Consider the following 19923-nt stretch of genomic DNA (forward strand, 5'->3'; position numbering starts at 1 on the left):
ACCCCACGTCCGGGTCCGTCGGAATCCAGCAAGCGGACAATTCCCTACCAACATGGTGGGACAATTGCCTATCGATGCCCATGGAGCTCTACGCTGTCCGCCATGGCCAGCCGCTCACGTCTCCTCGCGCTCACCTTCGCCGGCGCCGTCGTCGTAGCCACCGCCGGATGCGCGCCACAGGACGAGAAACCCACCCCCACTGTCACCGCCCCGCCGTCCTGCGCCAAGGACAGCCTGCCCACGCGTACGCCGGGCAAGCTGACCATCGCCACCGACCAGCCCGCGTACGAACCGTGGTTCGCCAAGGACAAGCCGGACAGCGGCGAGGGCTTCGAATCCGCCGTCGCGTACGCGGTGGCCGAGAAGCTCGGCTACGGCCGCGCCGACGTCACCTGGACCAGGGTCAAGTTCGACACCGCCATCGCGCCGGGGCCGAAGGACTTCGACTTCGACATCAACCAGTTCTCCATCACCGACGAGCGCAAGCAGGCTGTCGACTTCTCCGCGCCGTACTACCTGGTGCGGCAGACAGTCATCGCGTTGAAGTCCTCGAAGATCGCCGGCCGGAAGTCGCTGGCCGACCTGCGGGACGCCCGGCTCGGCGCGCAGGTCGGCACCACCAGCTACCAGGCGATCACCGACGTGATCAAGCCGACCGCCAAGCCGCAGGTCTACAACAGCAACGACGACGCCAAGAAGGCCCTTCAGAACGGGCAGCTGGACGGTCTCGTGGTGGACCTTCCAACCGCCTTCTACATCACCGGCGCGGAGATCACCGACGCCACGATCGTCGGGCAGGTGCCGCAGGTCGGTACGCCCGAGGCGTTCGGGTTGCTGCTGGACAAGAACTCCCCACTGACCTCCTGCGTGAGCGGGGCGGTCGGTCAGCTCACCACGGCGGGCACGCTGAAGGAGCTGGAACAGAAGTGGCTCGCGCAGGTGGCGGGGGCGGCCGAGCTGCGGTGACGCTACTGGATCATGTGCCCTCGGAGGCGCAACTGCGCCGGTCGGCGTACCGGCGTCGGCAGACCGTCTACAGCGTGCTCGTCGCGGCGTCCTCGACGGCGGCGCTCGGCACGCTGCTGGTGATCGCGGTGACCGGGGCGCCGGGCTGGGACCGGGTCCGGCAGTCGTTCCTGGATCCGGAGATCGCCCGCGACGCGCTGCCGACGGTGCTGAGCGGGCTCTGGCTCAACATACGGCTGCTGGTCTGCTGTGCGGTCGGCGCGCTGCTGCTCGGGCTGGTGATCGCCGTGCTGCGGACGCTGCGCGGGCCGGTCTTCTTCCCGGTCCGCGCGCTGGCCGCCGGCTACACCTACACCTTCCGCGGCCTACCGCTGATCATCGTGCTGTACCTGCTCACCCTCGGCGTGCCCGGCCTGCGGTTGCAGGGCATGCCGCCGGTGCTGGTGCTGGGTGGGATCGCGTTGGTCCTCACCTACGGCGGCTACCTCGCCGAGGTGTTCCGGGCCGGCATCGAGTCGGTGCACTCCAGCCAACTCGCCGCGGCCCGCTCGTTGGGCCTGAGCCACCGGCAGACGATGCGGCACGTGGTCCTGCCGCAGGCCGTCCGGCGGGTGGCGCCACCCCTGCTCAACGACGTGGTGGCGTTGCAGAAGGACGTGGGGCTGGTCTCCCTCGCGGGGCCGATCGACGCGGTCCGTGCCGCGCAGATCGCCACCGCCCAAACCTTCAACTACACGCCGTACGTCGTGGCGGGGGTGCTCTTCGTGCTGCTCGCCATCCCGCTGATCGCGGTCACCGACTGGGTGACGCTGCGCGCGGCCCGCCGACAGTCGGGAGGCTGACCCATGGCGTTGCTGCGCTGTCGGGGTCTGCGCAAGGAGTACGGCGGGCACGCCGTGCTCGACCACCTCGATCTGACCGTCGCCGAGCATCAGGTGGTGGCACTGATCGGCGCGTCCGGGTCCGGCAAGTCGACACTGCTGCGCTGCGTCAACCTGCTGGACGAGTTGGACGACGGCACCATCGAGTTGGACGGGGAGGACATCTCCGATCCCCGGGTGGACCCGGACCAGGTCCGGCGGCGGATCGGCATGGTGTTCCAGGCGTACAACCTCTTTCCGCACCTGAGCGTGTTGGACAACATCACCCTCGCGCCGCGCCGCGTACACCGGCGGGGCCGGGCGGAGGCCGAGGCGCAGGCCCGGGAACTGCTCGACCGGGTGGGGCTCGGCGCCAAGGCGGACGCCTACCCGGACCGGCTCTCCGGCGGGCAGCAGCAGCGGGTGGCGATCGTCCGGGCGCTGGCCAACTCACCGCGACTGATGCTGCTCGACGAGGTCACCTCCGCGCTCGACCCGGAGCTGGTCGGCGAGGTGCTGGCGATGATCCGCGACCTGAAGGCCGACGGCATGACAATGGTGCTGGCCACCCACGAGATGGGCTTCGCCCGGGAGGTCGCCGACGAGGTGTGCTTCCTCGACGCCGGGCGGGTCGTCGAGAGCGGCCCGCCCGAGCAGGTGCTCGGCGAGCCGACGCAGCCTCGTACCCGGCAGTTCCTGCGCCGGATCATCGAGGCCGGCCGTCTCTGAAGGCGGGCCTTCGGAGACGGCCGAGGCATCAACCGCCGAAGCCGACCCGCTGGGCGTTGCCCGCAGCCACCGTCCGTACGGCCAGCGCCGCGTCGAGCGCCGCCACTGTGGCGGACCAGCCCTTGTCCTCCGCCGAGCCGGGCAGACCGGCGCGGTCGCGGGCCTGCTCGATGGTCTCCACCGTCAACACCCCGTGCGCCACCGGCTTGCCCTCGTCCAGCGCCACCCGGGTCAGCCCGTCGGTGACCGAACGACACACGTAGTCGAAGTGGGCGGTGGACCCACGGACCACCACGCCGAGGGCGACCACCACGTCGCAGCGGCGGGCGAGGGCCTGCGCGACCACCGGCAGCTCGACCGAGCCGGCGACCCGGGCGACCACGGAACGCGCGCCGCACGCCTCGGCGGCGGCCACCGCACGCTCCAGCATGTGGTCGGTCAGCTCGCCGTGCCAGCGGGCGGCAACGACCCCGACGGTCAGGCCCGTGGCGTCGACCGCCTCGACTCCCGGCTCACCGAAACCCGCCATCGTCATGCTCCGATCTCGTCGTTGGCGACCGGGCGCCCCAGCGGCGCCTCGGACACCTCGTCCAACTCGTCCAGCAGGTGACCCATCCGGTCCCGCTTGGTGCGCAGGTAGCGCATGTTCTCCGGGTGCGCGCCGACCGGCAGCCCCTCGCGGCCGGTGATGGTCAACCCGTACCCCTCCAGTCCGGCCCGCTTGGCCGGATTGTTGGTCAGCAACCGCATCGACCGCACGCCCAGGTCGTAGAGGATCTGCGCGCCGGTGCCGTAGTCGCGGGCATCGGCCGGCAGGCCCAGGTCGAGGTTGGCGTCGACGGTGTCGCGGCCCAGGTCCTGCAACTGGTACGCCTGCAGCTTGTGCAGCAACCCGATGCCGCGCCCCTCGTGCCCACGCACGTAGAGCACCACGCCCCGGCCCTCCTGCCCGACCCGCGCCAGCGCGGCGTCCAGCTGCGGCCCACAGTCGCAGCGCAACGAGCCGAACACGTCCCCGGTCAAGCACTCGGAGTGCACCCGGACCAGCACGTCCTGGCCGTCACCGAGGTCACCCAGCACCATCGCGACATGCTCGGCCGGGTCGTGCTCGGCGCGGTAGCCGAGCGCCCGGAACACCCCGTGCTTCGTCGGCATCCGGGCGTCGGCGACCAGCTCGACCTGCTTCTCGGTACGCCGACGGTAGGCGATCAGGTCGGCGATGGTGACCAGCGTGAGGCCGTGTTCGGCGGAGAACTTCTCCAGGTCCGGCAGGCGCATCATGGTGCCGTCGTCGTTGACCAGCTCGCAGAGCACGCCGGCCGGGCGCAGCCCGGCCAGCCGGGTCAGGTCGATCCCCGCCTCGGTGTGCCCCGGTCGGCGCAGCACCCCGCCCTCGCGAGCGCGCAGCGGCACCACGTGCCCGGGGCGGGCCAGGTCGGTCGGGTCGGTCGCCGCGTCGGCGAGCAGCCGGCTGGTGTGCGCGCGGTCGGCCGCCGAGATGCCGGTGCTGACCCCCTCGCGGGCGTCCACCGTCACCGTGTACGCGGTGCCGCGCCGGTCCTGGTTGGTGTGGTGCATCGGCGGCAGGTCGAGCCGGTCGGCTTCGCTCTCGGTCAGCGCCACGCAGACGTAGCCGGAGGTGTAGCGCACCATGAACGCCATCAGCTCCTGCGTGGCCAACTCGGCCGCGAAGATCAGGTCGCCCTCGTTCTCCCGGTCCGCGTCGTCGACCACGACGACCGGCCGGCCGGCCGCGATGTCCGCGATCGCCTGCTCAATGCTTCCGAAGCTGGTCATGCGACGGCCTCCCGGTAGATGGGCGTACGGACGGTGGCCGCGGCGCGCGAGGTGCGCCACCAGGCGGCGAAGCCCCAGACGCAGAGGGCGCCGTAGATCAGGTACATGACGGCCGACGGGTAGAACCCGCCGCGCAGCAGCAGCGGCACCCCGACCACGTCCACAGCGATCCAGAGCAGCCAGAACTCCACCCAGCCGCGGGCCATGCCGTACGTGGCCAGCAGGCTGCCGGTGAGGATCCAGGCGTCGGGCAGCGGGCCCCACGAGCCCAGGGCCTTGAGCAGCGGGTAGGCCGCGGCGGTGCCGATCACGGCGGCCACCAGCAGCATCAGTCGCTCCCGTCCGGTGGCCCAGCGCGGAACGACCGCAGCCTGCCCACCGTCGGCGCGACGGTTGCGCTGCCAGCGCCACCAGCCGTAGACGCTGACAGCGAAGAAGAACACCTGCCGGCCGGCCTGCCCGTACAGGTCGTGCTCCTGGGGGGTGGCGAACACCCCGCCGAGGAAGACGGTGAGGAGCAGCGCGTTACCGATCATGCCGACCGGCCACGCCCAGACCAGCCGGCGCAACCCGAGCAGCGCCGAGACCAGCCCGAACGCGTTGCCGACGATCTCCCTGGCCAGCACCGGCGAGCCGGCGACGTGCACCTGCGCGTCCAGCAGCCAACTGAGCGGGCCCATCAGGCCACCCCACCCGGGTTCGCGGCCAGCCCGCTGGCGTCGGCGTCGGTGAGCCGGTCGCCGAGGAGCCGCTCGACGTACTTGGCCAGCACGTCGACCTCCAGGTTGACCGGGTCGCCGACGCCCTTCGCGCCGAGCGTGGTCAGCTTGAGCGTGGTGGGGATCAGCCCGACGGCGAACTCGTCCGCGCCGACGGCGGCGACAGTCAACGAGACACCGTCGATGGTGATCGAGCCCTTCTCGACCACGTACCGGGACAGGGCGGCGGGCAGCCGGAACCGGACGGTCTCCCACTGCTCGGCCGGCTCCCGGGAGATGAGTTCACCGACGCCGTCGACGTGCCCCTGCACCAGGTGCCCGCCGAGGCGGCTACCGAGCGCGGCGGCCCGCTCCAGGTTGACCGGGTCGCCGGGGCGCAGCGCGCCCAGCGCGGAGCGGCGCAGCGTCTCCCCCATCACGTCGGCGGTGAAGACACCGTCGGCCACCTCCACGACCGTCAGGCAGACACCGTTGACGGCGATCGAGTCGCCGTGCCGGGCGTCGGAGGTGACCAGTGGGCCGCGTACGCCCACCAGCGCCGAATCGCCTGCCGTCGGCTCCACCCGGACGATCTCGCCCAATTCCTCGATAATGCCGGTGAACATCTCAGCCCTCCCTTTTGCGGGGCAAAGCGGTGATCCGGAGATCCGGACCGATCTGCGTAACGTCGACGAACTCCAGATCGATGGCCTCGGCGATGGTGGTCACTCCCGCGTCGACCAGCGCGGTCGGGCCGGCGCCGAGCAGCCGCGGCGCGACGTACCCGACGATCTTGTCGACCAGGCCGGCGTTCAGGAACGCGCCGGCCAGCCGGGGGCCGCCCTCCAACAGCACCGCGCGGACCCCGCGCAGGTGCAGCGCCGCGAGCAGCGCCGACAGGTCGACCCGGCCGTCCGGGCCGGCGCCGACCTCGTCGGCGGTCGCGATCCACGTGCGTGCGGCGCCGTCGCGGACCTTGGCGTCAGCCGGGGTACGCCCCGAGCTGTCCACCACCACCCGCAGCGGCTGCCGGATGGCCAGGCTGCCGTCGCGCAGGTTGCGGGCGGTCAACCGGGGATCGTCGGCGAGCACGGTGCCCACCCCGGCGATGACCGCGTCGACAGTGCCGCGCAGCGCGTGCACGTCGATCCGGGCCGCCTCCGAGGTGATCCACATGCTGGTGCCGTCCGCCGCGGCGGAGCGCCCGTCGAGCGTGGCGGCGTACTTCCAGATCACGTACGGCCAGCCCCGGCGCATCGAGGTCAGCCACGCGACGTTGCCGGCCTCGGCCTCCTCGCCGCGTACCCCCAGATCCACCCGGACCCCGGCGGCGCGCAAGGTGGCGGCGCCCCCGGAAGCGACAGGGTTCGGGTCAGGTACGGCGATGACCACACGGCCCACCCCGGCCTGGACGAGCGCGGAACTACAGGGGCCGGTGCGGCCGGTGTGGTCGCAGGGTTCCAGGGTGACGACAGCGGTGCCGCCCTTGGCCCGCCGCCCGGCCTGCGCCAGGGCGACGATCTCGGCGTGCGGCCCCCCGGCGTACGCGTGGAAGCCCTCGCCCACGACCTCGCCGTCCTCGTCGAGGAGCACGCACCCGACCACGGGGTTGGGGCTGGTGGTGCCGAGCCCGCGCGCTGCCAACTCGATCGCACGCCGCATCGCCTCATCAACGGAGACGCTGGCCATCGCGCTGCCCCTGCCCTCTCACTCGCCCGGTCCGCGCGCGGGCGGTCAGGGAGGCGGTGGCCATGGGGCCACTGGCAGGCGGTGGCGGATTCCGGGAACGGCACAGCCGCCCCCGGGGGGTCGGCACGGCACGCTGAAGCCAGCGGCCGGCTCGGACCCGTCCGTCCCGCGCGCTGTCTCCCATCCGGACTGTCTGGGCGCGGACGAACCGCCCCCAACCGTCGGCCCCGGATTTTCACCAGGTCCACCGGACGGCAGAGCCGTCCGGGTCGCGGGCTGACCACGGTTGGACCGTGGATCACCGCCGGTTCGGAATTTCACCGAGTCCCGCCAGCGCGTGGTGGGTACCCGGAAAGTCTTACACGCCGATCCGGCTCCGTCGCCACCTAGGCGAGCTACTTCACAGCGTTATCACGCTCAGGTGACGCCGCGACGCCGGTCCACCGCCACGTACGAGCCCGGTTGACTCTTGGCCACCGTCTTCATCTCCGAGGCCACCGCGATCGCTTCGAGCGGGTCGGTGAACCGCTTGCCGGCGTCGGAGAGGGACACCCCGATGGAGAGCGTGACCAGGGCCGCCCGCCGGATGTTGCCACGTCGATCCTTCAACTCGACGAAGCCGCGCTCCCGGTCGGTCTGGTCGTAGAGCGTGTCGGCGGCGTTCTCGAAGTCGACGACCGCCCGGGACGTCAGTGGGCGCACCTGGTCCGGGGCGCAGACGATGACGAAGTCGTCACCGCCGACGTGACCGAGGAAGGCCGGTGGCAGCCCCACGCCCACCACCGCCCGGTGCAGGCTGCGGGCCAGCGCGGAGATGAAGTCGTCGCCGCGCACGAAGCCGTACCGGTCGTTGACGCTCTTGAACCGGTCGATGTCGACGTAGCCGACGGCGTAGTCCACGCCGTTTCGGACCCGATCGCTGATCTCCCGACGGATCCGGCTGTTGCCGGGCAGCCCGGTCAGCGGGGAGACCTCCCGGAACTCCTTGTTGCGGCGCAGCGTGGACGAGACCCGGGCCACCAGTTCGGCGGTGTCGAACGGCTTGACCAGGTAGTCGTCCGCGCCGGCGCTGAGCCCGTGCACCTTGTCGACTGTCATTCCCTTGGCGGTCAGCATGATCACCGGAAGGGCGGACGTCATCGGGTCGGCGCGCAGCCGGCGGGTCAGCTCCAGCCCGTCGATCCGGGGCATCATGAGGTCGACCACCGCCAGGTCCGGCCGCTGGCGCTCGATGACCTCCAGGGCCTCCTGGCCGTCGCTGGCGTGGATCACCTCGAAGCCGTGCAGCCGCAGGTTGAACTCGACGAACCGAGCGATGTCCTCGTCGTCGTCCACGACGAGAATGATGTCCTTGCGGTCGGCCTCGGGCTCCACCTCAGGCCCCGGGCGCCGCGCGTTCCGCCAGTGCCCGCAGGTGCCGTACCGCCTCCGCCGGGTCGGCGGCCCCGTAGACGGCGGTGCCGGCCACGAACGCGTCGGCGCCGGCCGCGGCCGCCTGCTCGATGGTGTCGGCGGCGATCCCGCCGTCCACCTCGATGCGCAGCTCCAGGTGCCCGGCCGACGCGTGCCGCCGGGCCGTCCGCACCTTCTCCAGGAGCTGCGGAATGAACCGCTGCCCACCGAAGCCCGCCTTGATCGTCATGATCAGCAGGGTGTCGAAGCTGGGCAGCAGGTCCAGGTAGGGCTCGATCGGGGTGTCCCGGTCGATGGCCAGGCCCGCCTTCGCGCCGGCCGAACGCAGGTCCTTGGCGAGCGCCACCGGGTCGTCGGACGCCTCCGCGTGGAAGGTGACGTTGTACGCCCCGGCGTCGGCGTACCCGGGGGCCCACCGGCGCGGGTCCTCGATCATCAGGTGCACGTCGAAGGGCATCGCCGTGACGGCCCGCAGGCTCTGCACCACGGGCAGCCCAATGGTCAGGTTCGGCACGAAGTGGTTGTCCATCACGTCGACGTGCAACCAGTCCGCGGCGTCCTCGACGGCGCGGACTTCTTCGGCGAGGCGGGCGAAATCGGCGGCCAGGATGCTCGGCGCGACGATCGGCGGCGGTACGGTCACGGGGCCAGTGTACGAACGTGGCCACCCGCCACCCGCATCGCGCCACCTTTGGGGACGCGCTGTGACCCAGCAGTGACCATTGGTGCAGAATTGGACGCTCCGGACCCCCGAATCCGGACGAACAGACATCAGCCACTGGCCGATCGACGGAAACGCGACGACACTCCAACCGGGACGGTGCCGTAGGCTGCACGCCCGCCGGGGTCTCGCCGCGGGGCGCGGCGACCGGCCGCCAGCTCCCGGGAGGGCGGACGATGCGACGGTGGCTTCCTGCGCTGGTGCTGGCCAGCGTCACGACGATGCTGCTGGCCGGCTGCGCGCCGGCGCGAGGCGCGGACGGTGATCTCACCGACGACTGGCCGACCCTGCGGGTTCCGAAGCCGTTCACCCCCGCCACCGACACCTGCCTGCCGCGGATCGCCACTGTCGTGCAGGCCAGCACGTACGAGACGGTGGACTGCGCGCGCAACCACCTGGCCGAGAGCATCCACGTCGGCACCTTCGTCGGGCCCGACGCGCTGACCGAGGCCCGACCGGAACCCGGATCGTCGGCGCTGCGCACGGCTCGCGCCGAGTGCGACCAGCGGGCCCGGGAGGTGCTCGGCGGCGACTGGCACACGGCCCGACTCGCGCTGTCCCTCGCGTTGCCGTCCGCGCCCGCCTGGGCCGGCGGCGCCCGCTGGTTCCGCTGCGACCTCAGTGAGACCGGCAGCATCGACAACACCCGACCGGTGAACCGCACCGGCAGCCTGCGCGGCGCGTTGATCGGCGACACGCCCCTGACGCACCGCTGCTTCGACCCCAAGCTGATCGGCGACAACCTCAACTACATGGCGCCGGTGCTCTGCACCGAGCCGCACCGCGCCGAGTTCGTGGGCGTCTACGAGGAGCGGGACATGAGCTGGGCGGAGTTCGCCAGGTCCGCCGAGCAGGCGCACCGACGCTGCATGGCGCTGATCGCCGAGTTCGCGGCGGTGCCCAACAACAGCGAACTGCCGTACCGGGCCGGGTCCATCTACTACCCGCCGTCGCAACGGGAGTGGGAGGAGGGCGACCGTGGAGTGCGCTGTTTCCTGTGGAGCGACGACCGCAAACTCACCCGCTCGATGCGCGGCGCCGGTCCTGAGGGACTGCCCGCGATCTGAGCATCGTTGCCGTATGCTGCTGCGCCGTGGCGCTATCGACCGGCTGGGTCCGGTCGGGGGCCGGCAGCGGCGGGAGGTCGGGATGCGACGGTGGTTGGCGGCGTTCGCCGGGGGTGGGGCGCTGGCCCTGGCGCTGGCCGGGTGCGGCGCACCCGCCGGAGTCGACAGTGACCTCATCGACGACTGGCCGGCGCCCGTCGCGGCGCAGCAGTTCGTCCCCGCTGCCGACGTCTGCCACCAGAGCTCCCAGCAGGTCGGCTTCCTGACTGGCTACAACCCGACGGCGTGCACGGAGGCGCACCGGGTGGAGACCATGCACGTCGGCACCCTCACCGGCCCGGGTGCCGAGGGTGGCACGCCCCCGCAGCCCGGCTCGCCCGGCATGCGAGCCGCGCAGACCGGGTGCGACACGGCGGTCAACAAGGCGGTGGGAGCCGACTGGCGTTCCGGGCGGCTCGGCCTGACCGTCGTGCTGCCGTCGCCGCAGGCCTGGTCGGGCGGGGCCCGCTGGTACCGCTGCGACGTCACCGAGATCGCCAGCATCGACGACACCGCCGTCGACCTGCGCACCGGCAGCCTCAAGGGCGCGCTGTCCGGAGCGGCCCCGCTGGCGTACCGCTGCTTCAACCCGAAGCTGGTCAAGGACGACATCGACGAGATGGCCCCGGTCTCCTGCACCGCCAAGCACCACGCCGAGTTCGTCGGCGTCTGGCAGGCGCCGAACACCAGCTACGCCGAGTTCACCCGCAGCACCAAGCGGACCCACCGGGCCTGCCAGACGATGATCGCCAAGTACGCCAAGGTCCCGGACAACTCCCAGCTCGACTTCCGCGCCGGCACGATCTACTACCAGCCGTACGAGGAGGAGTGGCGCAACGGGAACCGGGGCGTGCAGTGCTTCCTCTGGATCTCCGACCGGAACCTGACCCGCTCGATGAAGAACGCCGGCACCAAGGGCCTCCCGGTCACCTAGGGCGTGGCGGTCGAGCCGAGCGTGATCGCACCGCGTCCGGCCGGTCGGCTGACCGGCCGGACGCGTGGAACGGATCAGCCTCGGCGCAGGACGGCGAGGAACATCGCGTCGGTGCCGTGGCGGTGTGGCCAGAGCTGCACGGTCGGCCCGTCACCGAGACCGGGCATGCCGGCCGGCAGCAGCGGGCGGGCGTCCACGAAGTCCACAGCGACCCCGCTACGGCGGGCCGCCTCGGTCACCGTCACGTGCGTCTCGACGGTGTGCGGCGAACAGGTGACATAGGCGACCAGGCCACCCGGGCGGACCGCCCGCAGCGCCGCGCCGAGCAGCTCCCGTTGCAGCCGGGTCAGCGGCGGCAGGTCCGACGGTTGGCGACGCCAGCGCGACTCCGGCCGACGACGCAGCGACCCCAGCCCGGTGCACGGTGCGTCGACCAGCACCCGGTCGAAGTGCTCCTCCGGCAGTTTCGGGTCCCCGCCGACCTCACGGCCGTCCATCGTCAGCACCGCCACCGGCAGGTCCCGGGTCGCCAGGGAGACCAGCCGAGCGCGGTGCTCGGCCACCTCCACCGCTGTCACCCGGGCACCCCGCTGCGCGGCCAGCGCGCCGAGCAGCCCGGCCTTGCCACCCGGGCCGGCGCACAGGTCCAGCCACCGCCCGTCCGGGCCGTCCAGCGGTGCGTCGGCGAGCGCGGTGGCCACCAGTTGGGAGCCCTCGTCCTGGACGTGGGCCCGGCCGTCGACCACCGCCGGGATGTCGCCCGGCGACCCGCCGGGCAGATAGACGGCGTACGGCGAGAAGGCACCGGGCGCTCCACCGACCTGGTCGGCCAGCTCGACCGGGTCGATCAGGCCGGGCCGGGCACACAGGTGCACCGGCGGTCGCTCATTGTCCTCGATCAGGAGGCGCTCCGTCTCACCCAGATCGCCGCCGAGCGCCTCGGAGAACGCCCGCACGATCCACTGCGGGTGGCTGTACGCCAACGAGAGGTGCCCGACCGGGTCGGTCTCCATCGGTGGGGCGAGCTTCGCCACCCAGGCGTCCGCGTCACGGGTGGACACCTCGCGCAGCACCGCGTTGGCGAAACCGGTAGCGCCCGGTGCGACCGAACGGACCAGGTCCACAGTCGACGAGACCGCGGCGTGCGGCGGCACCCGGGTGTGCAGGAGTTGGTACGCCCCGAGCCGCAGCGCGTCGCGTACCGGCGGGTCGATCCGGGCCACGTCCCGGCCGGCCGCGTCGGTCAGGATCGCGTCCAACGTGCCCAGGTGGCGCAGGGTGCCGTAGGTCAGCTCGGTGGCGAAGGCCGCATCCCGACCGAACAGCCCCTCCTCCCGCAGGATGATGGGCAGCACCAGGTTGGCGAACGCGTCGTCCCGATGCACCGCCGCCACCGCCTCGTACGCGGCGCGACGCGGTCGGTCCAGCGGTGGTCGGACCGGGCGGCGATCCCCGCCACGGCCGGTCGACGGGCCGGAGCGCGTCGGTCGGGTTCCCTCCGGTGCCGTCACGCGAAGTCCTCTCCAGTGCCGACCCGGACGCCGCGCGCCCAGTCGGTCGCGTCCATCGCCCGTTTGCCCGCGGCGCGGACCTCGCCGAGACGTACCGGCACTGTCGCCGTACCGGCCAGCACCCGGGACTTCTCCACCAGCAACTCCCCCGGCTTCAGCTCGGGGCCGTCGGGCACCGGGACGACCGGGCCGAGCTTCACCCGCTCGTCGCGGAACGTGGTCCAGCCACCCGGCGCGGGCGTGCAGGCCCGGATCCGCCGGTCCACGGCGAAGGCCGGGTCGCTCCAGCGCACCCGCGCGTCGTCCACTGTCAGCTTCGGCGCCAGCGACACCCCGTCGGCCGGCTGCGGCTCGGCGCGGGCGGTGCCGTCGGCGATCGCGTCGAGCACCGCCACCAGCAGCCCGGCACCGGAGTCGGCGAGCCGACCCAGCAGATCACCGGAGGTGTCGGTGGCGCGGATCTCGTCGGTCAGCGTGCCGTAGACCGGGCCGGTGTCCAGGCCCTCCTCCAGCTGGAAGACGCTGGCCCCGGTCAGCTCGTCGCCGTGCAGCACGGCGTGCTGCACGGGTGCGGCGCCACGCCACGCGGGCAGCAGGGAGAAGTGCAGGTTGATCCAGCCGTGCTGGGGGATCTCCAGGGCCGCCGGCGGCACCAGCGCGCCGTAGGCGACCACCGGCACGCAGGCCGGCTCCAGCTCGCGCAGCCGGTCGAGGAACTCCGGCTCGCGGGGGCGGGCAGGCGAGAGCACCTCGACGCCGTGCTCGTCGGCCCACGCGCCGACCGGCGAGCGGGACAGGCCCCGCCCACGCCCGGCGGGCGCGTCGGGCCGGGTGACCACTGCCACCAGCTCGTGTCGGGAGGCGGCGACGGCGGCCAGGGCGGGAACGGCGACGGCCGGCGTACCGGCGAAGATCACGCGCATCCGGGTCAGCGCCCCAGACCGAAGGGGTCGCTGATGTGCGGGCTGAGCTTGACAGTCGGCGGGGCCGCCGCGTCGTACCACTCGGCCTGGCGGATCGCCTTCATGGCTTCCTTGCGCCCCTCCGGGTCCAGTCGGTCCAGGAAGAGCACCCCGTCGAGGTGGTCGGTCTCGTGCTGCACGCAGCGCGCCATCAGGCCGGTGCCGACGATCTGCATCGGGTCGCCGAACGAGCTGAAGCCCTTGGCGACGACGTTCTGCCGACGCTTGGTGTCGAAGTAGAGCCCGGGGATGGACAGGCAGCCCTCCGGGCCGTCCTGCTCCTCCTCGTCGGGAAACTCCAGCACCGGGTTGATCAGGTGCCCGAGGACGTCGTCGACGTCGAAGGTGAACACCCGCAGGCTCACACCGAGCTGCGGCGCGGCCAGGCCGGCGCCGTTCTGCTCACGCATCGTGTCGGTGAGGTCGGCGACCAGCCGACGTAGCTCGGCGTCGAAGTCGACGACCGGATCGGCCGGCGTGCGCAGCACCGGATCCCCAAACAGACGGATGGGCTGGACGGTCACGCGGGACGGCTCCTTCTTCGGGCGGACGAGCGGTGCCGTACCAGTCTACGGAGTGCCCGGCCGGGCGCCGGGCGGCGCACCTCGCTCAACCGCCGACGGTGTGCCCAGCGTCACCGCCGGGCTCCCCGGTCAACAGCTCCCGTACCCGCTCGGCGTCCGGGTGGCCGAGATCGTCGAGGATGACCAGGGCCCGCCGCCAGGTACGCGCGGCGCCGACCGCGTCCCCCACCGCCTGCCGGCTCTCGCCGAGCCGGGACAGGGTGTCCGCCTCGTCGTAGCGGTCGCTGACCCGCCGGTACAGCCCGATCGCACGCTGGAAGCAACGGATCGCCGCTCGGTGGTCGGCCAGTCGGGCGTGGATGAAGCCGAGGCTGTCCCAGGTGTTCGCCTCGCCGTGCCGGTCGCCTGTCGTCCGCAGCAGCGCCAACGCCTCCCGGCAGTGCCCGAGCGCCGGTTCGTACCGGCCGAGCTGGGCGTACGCCCACCCCACCGCGTTGCGGGCGCTGGCCTCCCCGGCGACGTGCCCGGCGGCCCGGTACAGCGCCAGGGCCCGCTCGCTCTGCTCCAGCGACTCGGCGTGCCGGTCGAGCCCGTCGAGCATCGCGCCGAACGCCCGGTGGGTGCGCGCCTGCCCGGTGTGGTCGCCCAGCTCGGCGAAGATCGCCAGGGCTTGCCGGTAGTTCCTCGCCGCCTCGTTCACCCGACCCAGCCGGGACAGCACCCGGGCGAGGTCGCGGTGGGCGTTCGCCTGCCCGGGTCGGTCGCCGGCCCGCTGCGCCCCGGCCAGGGCGTTGCGCTGGGCCACGGCCAGGTCCGGCCACCGCCCCCGGCGTTGCAGGAAGTCCACCAGGGTCCAGGCCAGCTGCCACGCGTGGCCGTCGAACCCGGCCCGCCTCGCGTGGGCGACCGCCGCCAGCAGCACCGGATACTCGACGCCGAACCAGGCGAGCGCCTGACCGAGGTCGCTGATCTCCTCGGGCAGCACACCCGGCGCGGCGGCGGTGAGGGTGACCGGGTCCCGTCCCGGTTGCAGCAGCAGCGCCGCCGCGTGGGCGGTGTGCAGGTAGTGGTCCAGCCCGCGCCGGATCGCGGCCCGCCGGGCGTGCTCCGGTTCGAGACGTTCGACCTGCTCGGCCGCGTACGCCCGGAGCAGGTCGTGGGCGCCGAACCGGCCGGGGGCGTGCTCGGTGACGAGGTGCGCGTGGGCCAGCTCGGCCAGCAGCCGGGGCACCCGGGCCCGGGGCAGCCCGGCCAGACTGGCCGCTGCGGCGAACCCGATGTCCGGTCCGGGATGGCAGCCGAAGAGCCGGAACAGGCGGGCCGCCGCCGGGGTCAGGCTCCGGTACGACCAGGAAAAGACGGCCTGCACGTCGGTGCCGGCGTCCCCTCCGTCGAACGAGTCCAGCGGTCGCGGCGCCGCCCGCAGTTCGGCCGCGAGGGTGGCCAGCGGGAACGTCGGCTTCTCCGCACCTCTCGCGGCGAGCACGGCCAGCGCCAGCGGCAGCCGCGCACACCGCTCGATGATCTCGTCCACCGCCTGCGGTTCGGCCGTCAACCGGTCCGTGCCGAGCCGCCGGGCCAACAGTTGCCAGGCCTCCGGGGTGCTGAGCAGGTCGACGCCGATCGGCCGGGCGCCTTCGGCGGCGATCAGCCCGGCGAGCCGATTGCGGCTGGTCACCAGGACCAGGCAGTGCGGGCTGCCGACCAGCAGCGGTCGGATCTGGTCGGCGTCGCGGGCATTGTCCAGCAGCACCAGCATCCGGCGGCCGGCGAGCAGGCTGCGGTAGAGGCCCACCTGCGCGGGCAGGTGGGTGGGGATGCGTTCGGGTGGTACCTCGAGGGCCTCCAGGAAGCCTCGGATCGCCTCGACGGCCGTCACCACCGTTCCGGTGGAGTCGAACCCACGCAGGTCGACGTAGAGCTGCCCGTCCGGGAAGCGATCGGCGACCCGGTGCGCGAAGGTGACCGCGAGGGTCGTCTTGCCGACCCCGGCCGTACCGGACAACGTCATGACGGTGACTGACGCCGCGCCGTCGTCCCCGGGTGCCACGACGCGAGCGCATTCGGCATCGAGCTGGGCGAGTTGAGCTGCCCGTCCGACGAAGCCGGGCAGCGCCGGGGGTAGTTGGCGGGGTATCGGGAACCGGAGGGACGTGGCCCCGGCGCGCGGGCCGCCGGCCCTGGCCCGTGCCACCGCCCGCCCGGTGGTGGCGTGGTCGCGGTTCGGGCGTCGACGTCGCTCCTCGACCCGGTCCCGCGCGGTGGCCAGCACTCCCTGTTCGGCGGGGGTGGCCCCGAGCAGTCGGATGAGGGCGTCGAACCGCTCCGGCGGCGGCAGGACGTTGCCGGCGAAGTACTCCCCGATGATCCCTCGCGACCAGCCGGTCTTCGCGGCCAACTGCCGGTACGTCAGCAGGGTCTCGCCCTGCTGACGGGCTTCGCGGCGGCGTAGCTGGCGCAGCAACCCGGCCAACTCGGGCAGTGTCCGCACCTCGGTGCCGGCGCGGGCCAGCTCGGGTGACCCGTGTGACGTCTGATGAGTGCCGGAAGGTATCCACTGCTCAGACATGCGACCCCCACCCCGGTCATCCGGCCCCCCGGATGCGCACGGGCAGGGTAATTCCGGGCCGTCACGGCTCGATAGACGGCTGCCAATGTATGACAGTTCCACGTCGCCGGTACCGGCGACGTGACCGCCCGTCGGGTCTGGGCCTGGCGGATGCACGAGGGCATGGCCGAAGTCTGAGCCTCAGGCGTCATCCTCGGCTGAACCGTCTCGGCGACCGCCGTACGACTCGGTGGCCGAGACGGCGCGCCCACCCGCGCGTGGGCCCGGCCTCACGCTGGGTTCAGACGCTGGCGCCCGGGTCCCCCGCGAGCACCGCGTCGCCGCGGAGCAGCGCGGGCTCGGGCAGCGGCAGTTGGATCTTGTGAGCCGCCTCCCAGTCGTAGATCAGGCCGGGGCGCACCTGAGCGGCGAAGTAGTCGATAGCGCTCATCCCGCCCACTACCGGCTCGTCGACCTCGGCGACCAGTTGGGCGGGCACCATCGAGAACCCGTTCTGCAGAGCGGCGCTGAGGCGGCGGTGACCGTCGACGACGAAGAAGTACTCGCCGGTGAACCCGATCTTCAGCGGTTCGAGGGCCTCGTCGCCGGCCTCGGCCACCCCACCGACGAAGTCGGTGTCCCACAGACCGCGCAGGGTGGCGATGTCCTCGGTCGGGTAGACCCGGGCCGGGTCCAGCAGCAGCAGCGGCGGCGCGTCGCGCAGCACCTCGGCGCCGAGCGTGCCCTCGTACGCGGCCACGATGTGCTCGATCACCTCGCTGGCGGACGCCCGGGTGGTGTCGCAGATCAGGTCATAGTTGCGCAGCCGGGCCTTGTCCACCCCGTACCGGATGATGAACCGGCTGCGCTCGCTCGCGCTGCGCTCCCGGAGCTTGGCCTTGGCCTCGTCCAGGGAGGCGTAGCTCTCCGCCGGCCCGGAGGGGCGGGCGAGCACCCGGCGGGCCGCCTCACCCGGCTCGGTGATCATGTGCACCTTGAGCGCGTCGGTGAAGAAATGCCAGGCCAGCCGGGAGTCCATGATGAGACGCTCACCGGAGGCGGCGATGTCCCGCTGGAGCTGGTCGACGTAGCCGTCGACGGCCTGGTCGAGCTCGGCGTGCAGGTTGAGCTGCAGCGCGGTCATCTGCCGCTGCTGCGCCATCTCCCGGTAAAGGTCCCCCACGCTGACCCGGCGCATGCCGAGCCGCTTGGCGATCTCGACCGACACGGTGCTCTTGCCGCTGCCGAGGTCGCCGTTGAAGACGATCGATTGTCCAACGGTCACGACTGGTCCACCCCTGATCACCGGCTCATTGACATCATCGACCTCGCGCCCGACCGACGCGTTTCCGCCATCGTCGCGCCATCCCGCGGCGGCTCCAGCTCGGCGCGGCTGACGCCCCCTCGTAACCTGGAGCCCGTCGTACGCCTTGGCATGACGGGCGATGCTACCACTCGGGCGCCACCGCTTTGCCGGACGCGGTGTGCGAGGGCCCCTGGCAGCAGGCGAGGTCCGTGACCGTCGGCACCGGCCGAAACGCCTCAGAACAGGCTCAGCGGATCGACCTGGAGACGAACCGGATCGGCCGCCTTGCGAGCGGCCCGGACGCCAGCGGCCGAGTGCAACGCCTCGGCGAGCGCGGCGGCCCGGGCCCGGGGCACCCGGACCAACATCCGCTCTCGGCCCTCCTCGGCCGGCACCGGCCCGAGCACCTCGGCGTCGTCCGGCAGCCGGGCCGCCGCCAGCAGGTCCGCCACCGCCTCGGCCGCCCCGGTGACGCTCGCCATCCGCACGGCCGGAGGGAAGCCCAGCTCACGGCGCTCGGCCAGCTCCCGACCGGCGAACCAGCCGGCGTCCCAGCGCAGCAGCGCCTGCACGGGGGCGAGCGCGCCGTCGGCGACCACCACCACCCGGCCGGCCGGCGCCGGGCGGGCCAGCGCCGCCGCCGCCAGCCAGCGGCGCAGCGCCTCCTCGCCGGCGCGCAGGTCGGCCCGGGTCAGCAGGGCCCACGAGTCGAGCAGCAGCACCGCGCCGTAACCGCCCTCGGCGACCGGCTCGGCGCCCGGGGTGGCCACCACCAGGGCCGCGCCGCCGGGCACGTCGGTCAGCACCTCCTCGCGCCCCGAGGTGCGCACCGGCACGTCGGGGAACGCCCGGCCCAGCTCCTCGGCGGTCCGCCGGGCGCCGGTCACCGCGGCCCGCAGCCGCCGCCCACCGCACTCCGGGCAGGCGTACGCGGCAGCCACCCGGGCGCACCACCGGCAGGCCGGGGTGCCCCCGGCCGAGGGCAGCGCGAGCGGGCCGGCGCAGTGCGCGCAGCGGGCCGGCGTGCGGCACTCGGCGCAGGAGATCGACGGGAGGTAACCGCGACGGGGCACCTGCACCAGCACCGGCAGGTCCTGGCGGAGCGCGTCGCGGGCAGCCGTCCAGGCCAGGCTGGGCAGCCGGGCGGTGGCGGCCCCGGGGTCGCGGGCCAGTTGCGGGTCGTCCCCGGTCGGCGCGATGGCCGGGATCCGCGCCCGCACCGTGGCTCGGTCGGCGACCACCTCCGGGGCCCAGCCCGTCTCCACCAGCAGCTGCGCCTCGGCCGTGCGCGCGTACCCGCCGACCAGCGCGCCGGCCTCGGCGAGGTGGGCGCGGGTGAGCAGCACGTCGCGGGCGTGCGGGTAGGGCGCCCGGGGCTCGGAGTGCAGGTCGTCACCGTCGTCCCAGACGGCGACGAGGCCGAGCCGGGCCACCGGGGCGAACATGGCCGCCCGGGTGCCGATCACCACCGGCACCTGGTCACGGCGAGCGGCGAGGAACGCCCGGTACCGCCGGGCCGGGCCGAGCGCGGCGGAGAGGCTGACGTGCCGCCCCGGGCCGAGCACGCCGGTGAGCGCCGCGTCGAGGCGGTCGAGGTCACGCGCGTCGGGCACCACGACCACCGCGCCGCGACCACTGGCGACGGTGGCCGCCACCGCGTCGGCGTAACGGGCCGCCCAGTCCTCACCGGGCAGCGCCGACCAGACCGCGCGGGGCGCCCGGCCGTCGGCGAGCGCCCGCAGCAGCGCCGGACCGGTCGGGTAGTCGCGCCACCCGCGCGGATCGACCGCCCCGGTGGGGGCCGCCGGGGCGGGCGGCTCGTCGTGGGGCTCCTTCTCCACCCGCGCGTGCCGCGGTGGCACGGCGAGCCGGAGCACGTCGGCGAGGCTGCCCGCGTACCGGTCGGCGACCGCCCGGGCGAGCCGGGCGACCTCGGGGGCCAGCACCGGCTCCGGGGAGACCACCTTCTCCAGGTACGCGAGGCGGCCGGTGTGCCCGGAGTCGTCGGCGCGCGACAGCAACCACCCGTCGACGAGTTGCCCGGCGAAGCGCACCTTCACCCGGGTACCGGGCACCGCCACCTCGTCCAGCTCGGCCGGCACCAGGTAGTCGAACGGCCGGTCCAGGTGCGCCAGTGGAACGTCCACGCAGACGCGCGC

General features: G+C 73.2%; 18 protein-coding genes and 1 riboswitch. Of the genes, 5 read left to right on the top strand and 13 right to left on the bottom strand.

What is annotated here, in order from left to right; genetic code table 11:
• Window positions 1–102 precede the first annotated feature (102 nt).
• The 3 genes from OG992_RS09195 to OG992_RS09205 are packed head-to-tail and all read left to right on the top strand — an operon-like array spanning window position 103 to window position 2555.
• Window positions 103–966, top strand: coding sequence for an ABC transporter substrate-binding protein (locus OG992_RS09195; protein WP_266302984.1), 864 nt, complete (start codon window positions 103–105; stop codon window positions 964–966).
• Window positions 963–1808, top strand: coding sequence for an amino acid ABC transporter permease (locus OG992_RS09200; protein WP_266302985.1), 846 nt, complete (start codon window positions 963–965; stop codon window positions 1806–1808). Before OG992_RS09195 ends, OG992_RS09200 begins: the two co-directional genes overlap by 4 nt.
• Window positions 1809–1811: 3 nt before the next feature.
• A complete protein-coding gene (locus OG992_RS09205; RefSeq protein WP_274531639.1) occupies window positions 1812–2555 on the top strand; it encodes an amino acid ABC transporter ATP-binding protein in 744 nt (247 codons plus the stop codon).
• Window positions 2556–2583: 28 nt separating this feature from the next.
• Here OG992_RS09205 and ribH read toward each other — a convergent pair whose 3' ends face one another.
• From ribH to rpe, 7 genes are all read right to left on the bottom strand, one after another.
• Entirely contained in the window at window positions 2584–3084 is a 501-nt protein-coding gene (ribH, locus tag OG992_RS09210) for a 6,7-dimethyl-8-ribityllumazine synthase (protein ID WP_266305181.1), read from the bottom strand.
• Between the two features lie 2 nt (window positions 3085–3086).
• A complete protein-coding gene (locus OG992_RS09215; RefSeq protein ID WP_238686771.1) occupies window positions 3087–4352 on the bottom strand; it encodes a bifunctional 3,4-dihydroxy-2-butanone-4-phosphate synthase/GTP cyclohydrolase II in 1266 nt (421 codons plus the stop codon).
• Window positions 4349–5032, bottom strand: a complete 684-nt coding sequence (gene pnuC, locus OG992_RS09220) for a nicotinamide riboside transporter PnuC (protein ID WP_266302986.1) — start codon at window positions 5030–5032, stop codon at window positions 4349–4351. The genes OG992_RS09215 and pnuC overlap by 4 nt, the downstream gene beginning before the upstream one ends.
• Complete coding sequence (locus OG992_RS09225) at window positions 5032–5676, bottom strand: riboflavin synthase (RefSeq protein WP_238686773.1); 645 nt, start codon at window positions 5674–5676, stop codon at window positions 5032–5034. Before OG992_RS09225 ends, pnuC begins: the two co-directional genes overlap by 1 nt.
• 1 nt (window position 5677) lies before the next feature.
• Window positions 5678–6739, bottom strand: coding sequence for a bifunctional diaminohydroxyphosphoribosylaminopyrimidine deaminase/5-amino-6-(5-phosphoribosylamino)uracil reductase RibD (ribD, locus tag OG992_RS09230; protein ID WP_238686774.1), 1062 nt, complete (start codon window positions 6737–6739; stop codon window positions 5678–5680).
• 168 nt (window positions 6740–6907) lie between these two features.
• Window positions 6908–7078: riboswitch (FMN riboswitch) on the bottom strand.
• Window positions 7079–7156: 78 nt separating this feature from the next.
• Entirely contained in the window at window positions 7157–8113 is a 957-nt protein-coding gene (locus OG992_RS09235) for a response regulator (RefSeq protein ID WP_238686775.1), read from the bottom strand.
• A gap of 1 nt (window position 8114) precedes the next feature.
• Window positions 8115–8795 (bottom strand): ribulose-phosphate 3-epimerase, encoded by a 681-nt coding sequence (gene rpe / locus OG992_RS09240; RefSeq protein ID WP_238671589.1) that lies wholly within the window; start codon window positions 8793–8795, stop codon window positions 8115–8117.
• 254 nt (window positions 8796–9049) lie between these two features.
• On the opposite strand from rpe, the gene OG992_RS09245 reads away from it, so the two are divergent.
• The gene (locus OG992_RS09245) at window positions 9050–9940 is read left to right on the top strand and encodes a septum formation family protein (protein ID WP_266302989.1); all 891 of its coding nucleotides are present in this window, start codon (window positions 9050–9052) and stop codon (window positions 9938–9940) included.
• An 82-nt stretch (window positions 9941–10022) separates the two neighbouring features.
• Window positions 10023–10913 carry a septum formation family protein gene (locus tag OG992_RS09250; RefSeq protein WP_238686784.1) on the top strand — a complete coding sequence of 297 codons (891 nt, stop codon included), beginning with the start codon at window positions 10023–10025 and terminating at the stop codon, window positions 10911–10913.
• Window positions 10914–10987: 74 nt separating this feature from the next.
• Here the strand turns inward: OG992_RS09250 and OG992_RS09255 are convergent, their stop codons facing one another.
• The 6 genes from OG992_RS09255 to OG992_RS09280 all read right to left on the bottom strand — a co-directional run bounded on the left by OG992_RS09255 (window position 10988) and on the right by OG992_RS09280 (window position 19911).
• Window positions 10988–12340 (bottom strand): transcription antitermination factor NusB, encoded by a 1353-nt coding sequence (locus OG992_RS09255; protein ID WP_323181948.1) that lies wholly within the window; start codon window positions 12338–12340, stop codon window positions 10988–10990.
• Between the two features lie 80 nt (window positions 12341–12420).
• A complete protein-coding gene (gene fmt, locus OG992_RS09260) occupies window positions 12421–13347 on the bottom strand; it encodes a methionyl-tRNA formyltransferase (protein ID WP_266302991.1) in 927 nt (308 codons plus the stop codon).
• Between the two features lie 5 nt (window positions 13348–13352).
• Window positions 13353–13910, bottom strand: coding sequence for a peptide deformylase (def, locus tag OG992_RS09265; RefSeq protein WP_091401921.1), 558 nt, complete (start codon window positions 13908–13910; stop codon window positions 13353–13355).
• Between the two features lie 85 nt (window positions 13911–13995).
• Window positions 13996–16479, bottom strand: coding sequence for a tetratricopeptide repeat protein (locus OG992_RS09270; RefSeq protein WP_266302992.1), 2484 nt, complete (start codon window positions 16477–16479; stop codon window positions 13996–13998).
• Between the two features lie 280 nt (window positions 16480–16759).
• Window positions 16760–17743, bottom strand: a complete 984-nt coding sequence (locus OG992_RS09275) for an AAA family ATPase (RefSeq protein ID WP_238686781.1) — start codon at window positions 17741–17743, stop codon at window positions 16760–16762.
• A 257-nt stretch (window positions 17744–18000) separates the two neighbouring features.
• Window positions 18001–19911 carry a primosomal protein N' gene (locus OG992_RS09280; protein WP_323181815.1) on the bottom strand — a complete coding sequence of 637 codons (1911 nt, stop codon included), beginning with the start codon at window positions 19909–19911 and terminating at the stop codon, window positions 18001–18003.
• Window positions 19912–19923: the final 12 nt, after the last annotated feature.

The sequence above is a fragment of the Micromonospora sp. NBC_00362 genome, from assembly GCF_026342155.1.
Classification (GTDB): Bacteria; Actinomycetota; Actinomycetes; order Mycobacteriales; family Micromonosporaceae; genus Micromonospora; species Micromonospora hortensis.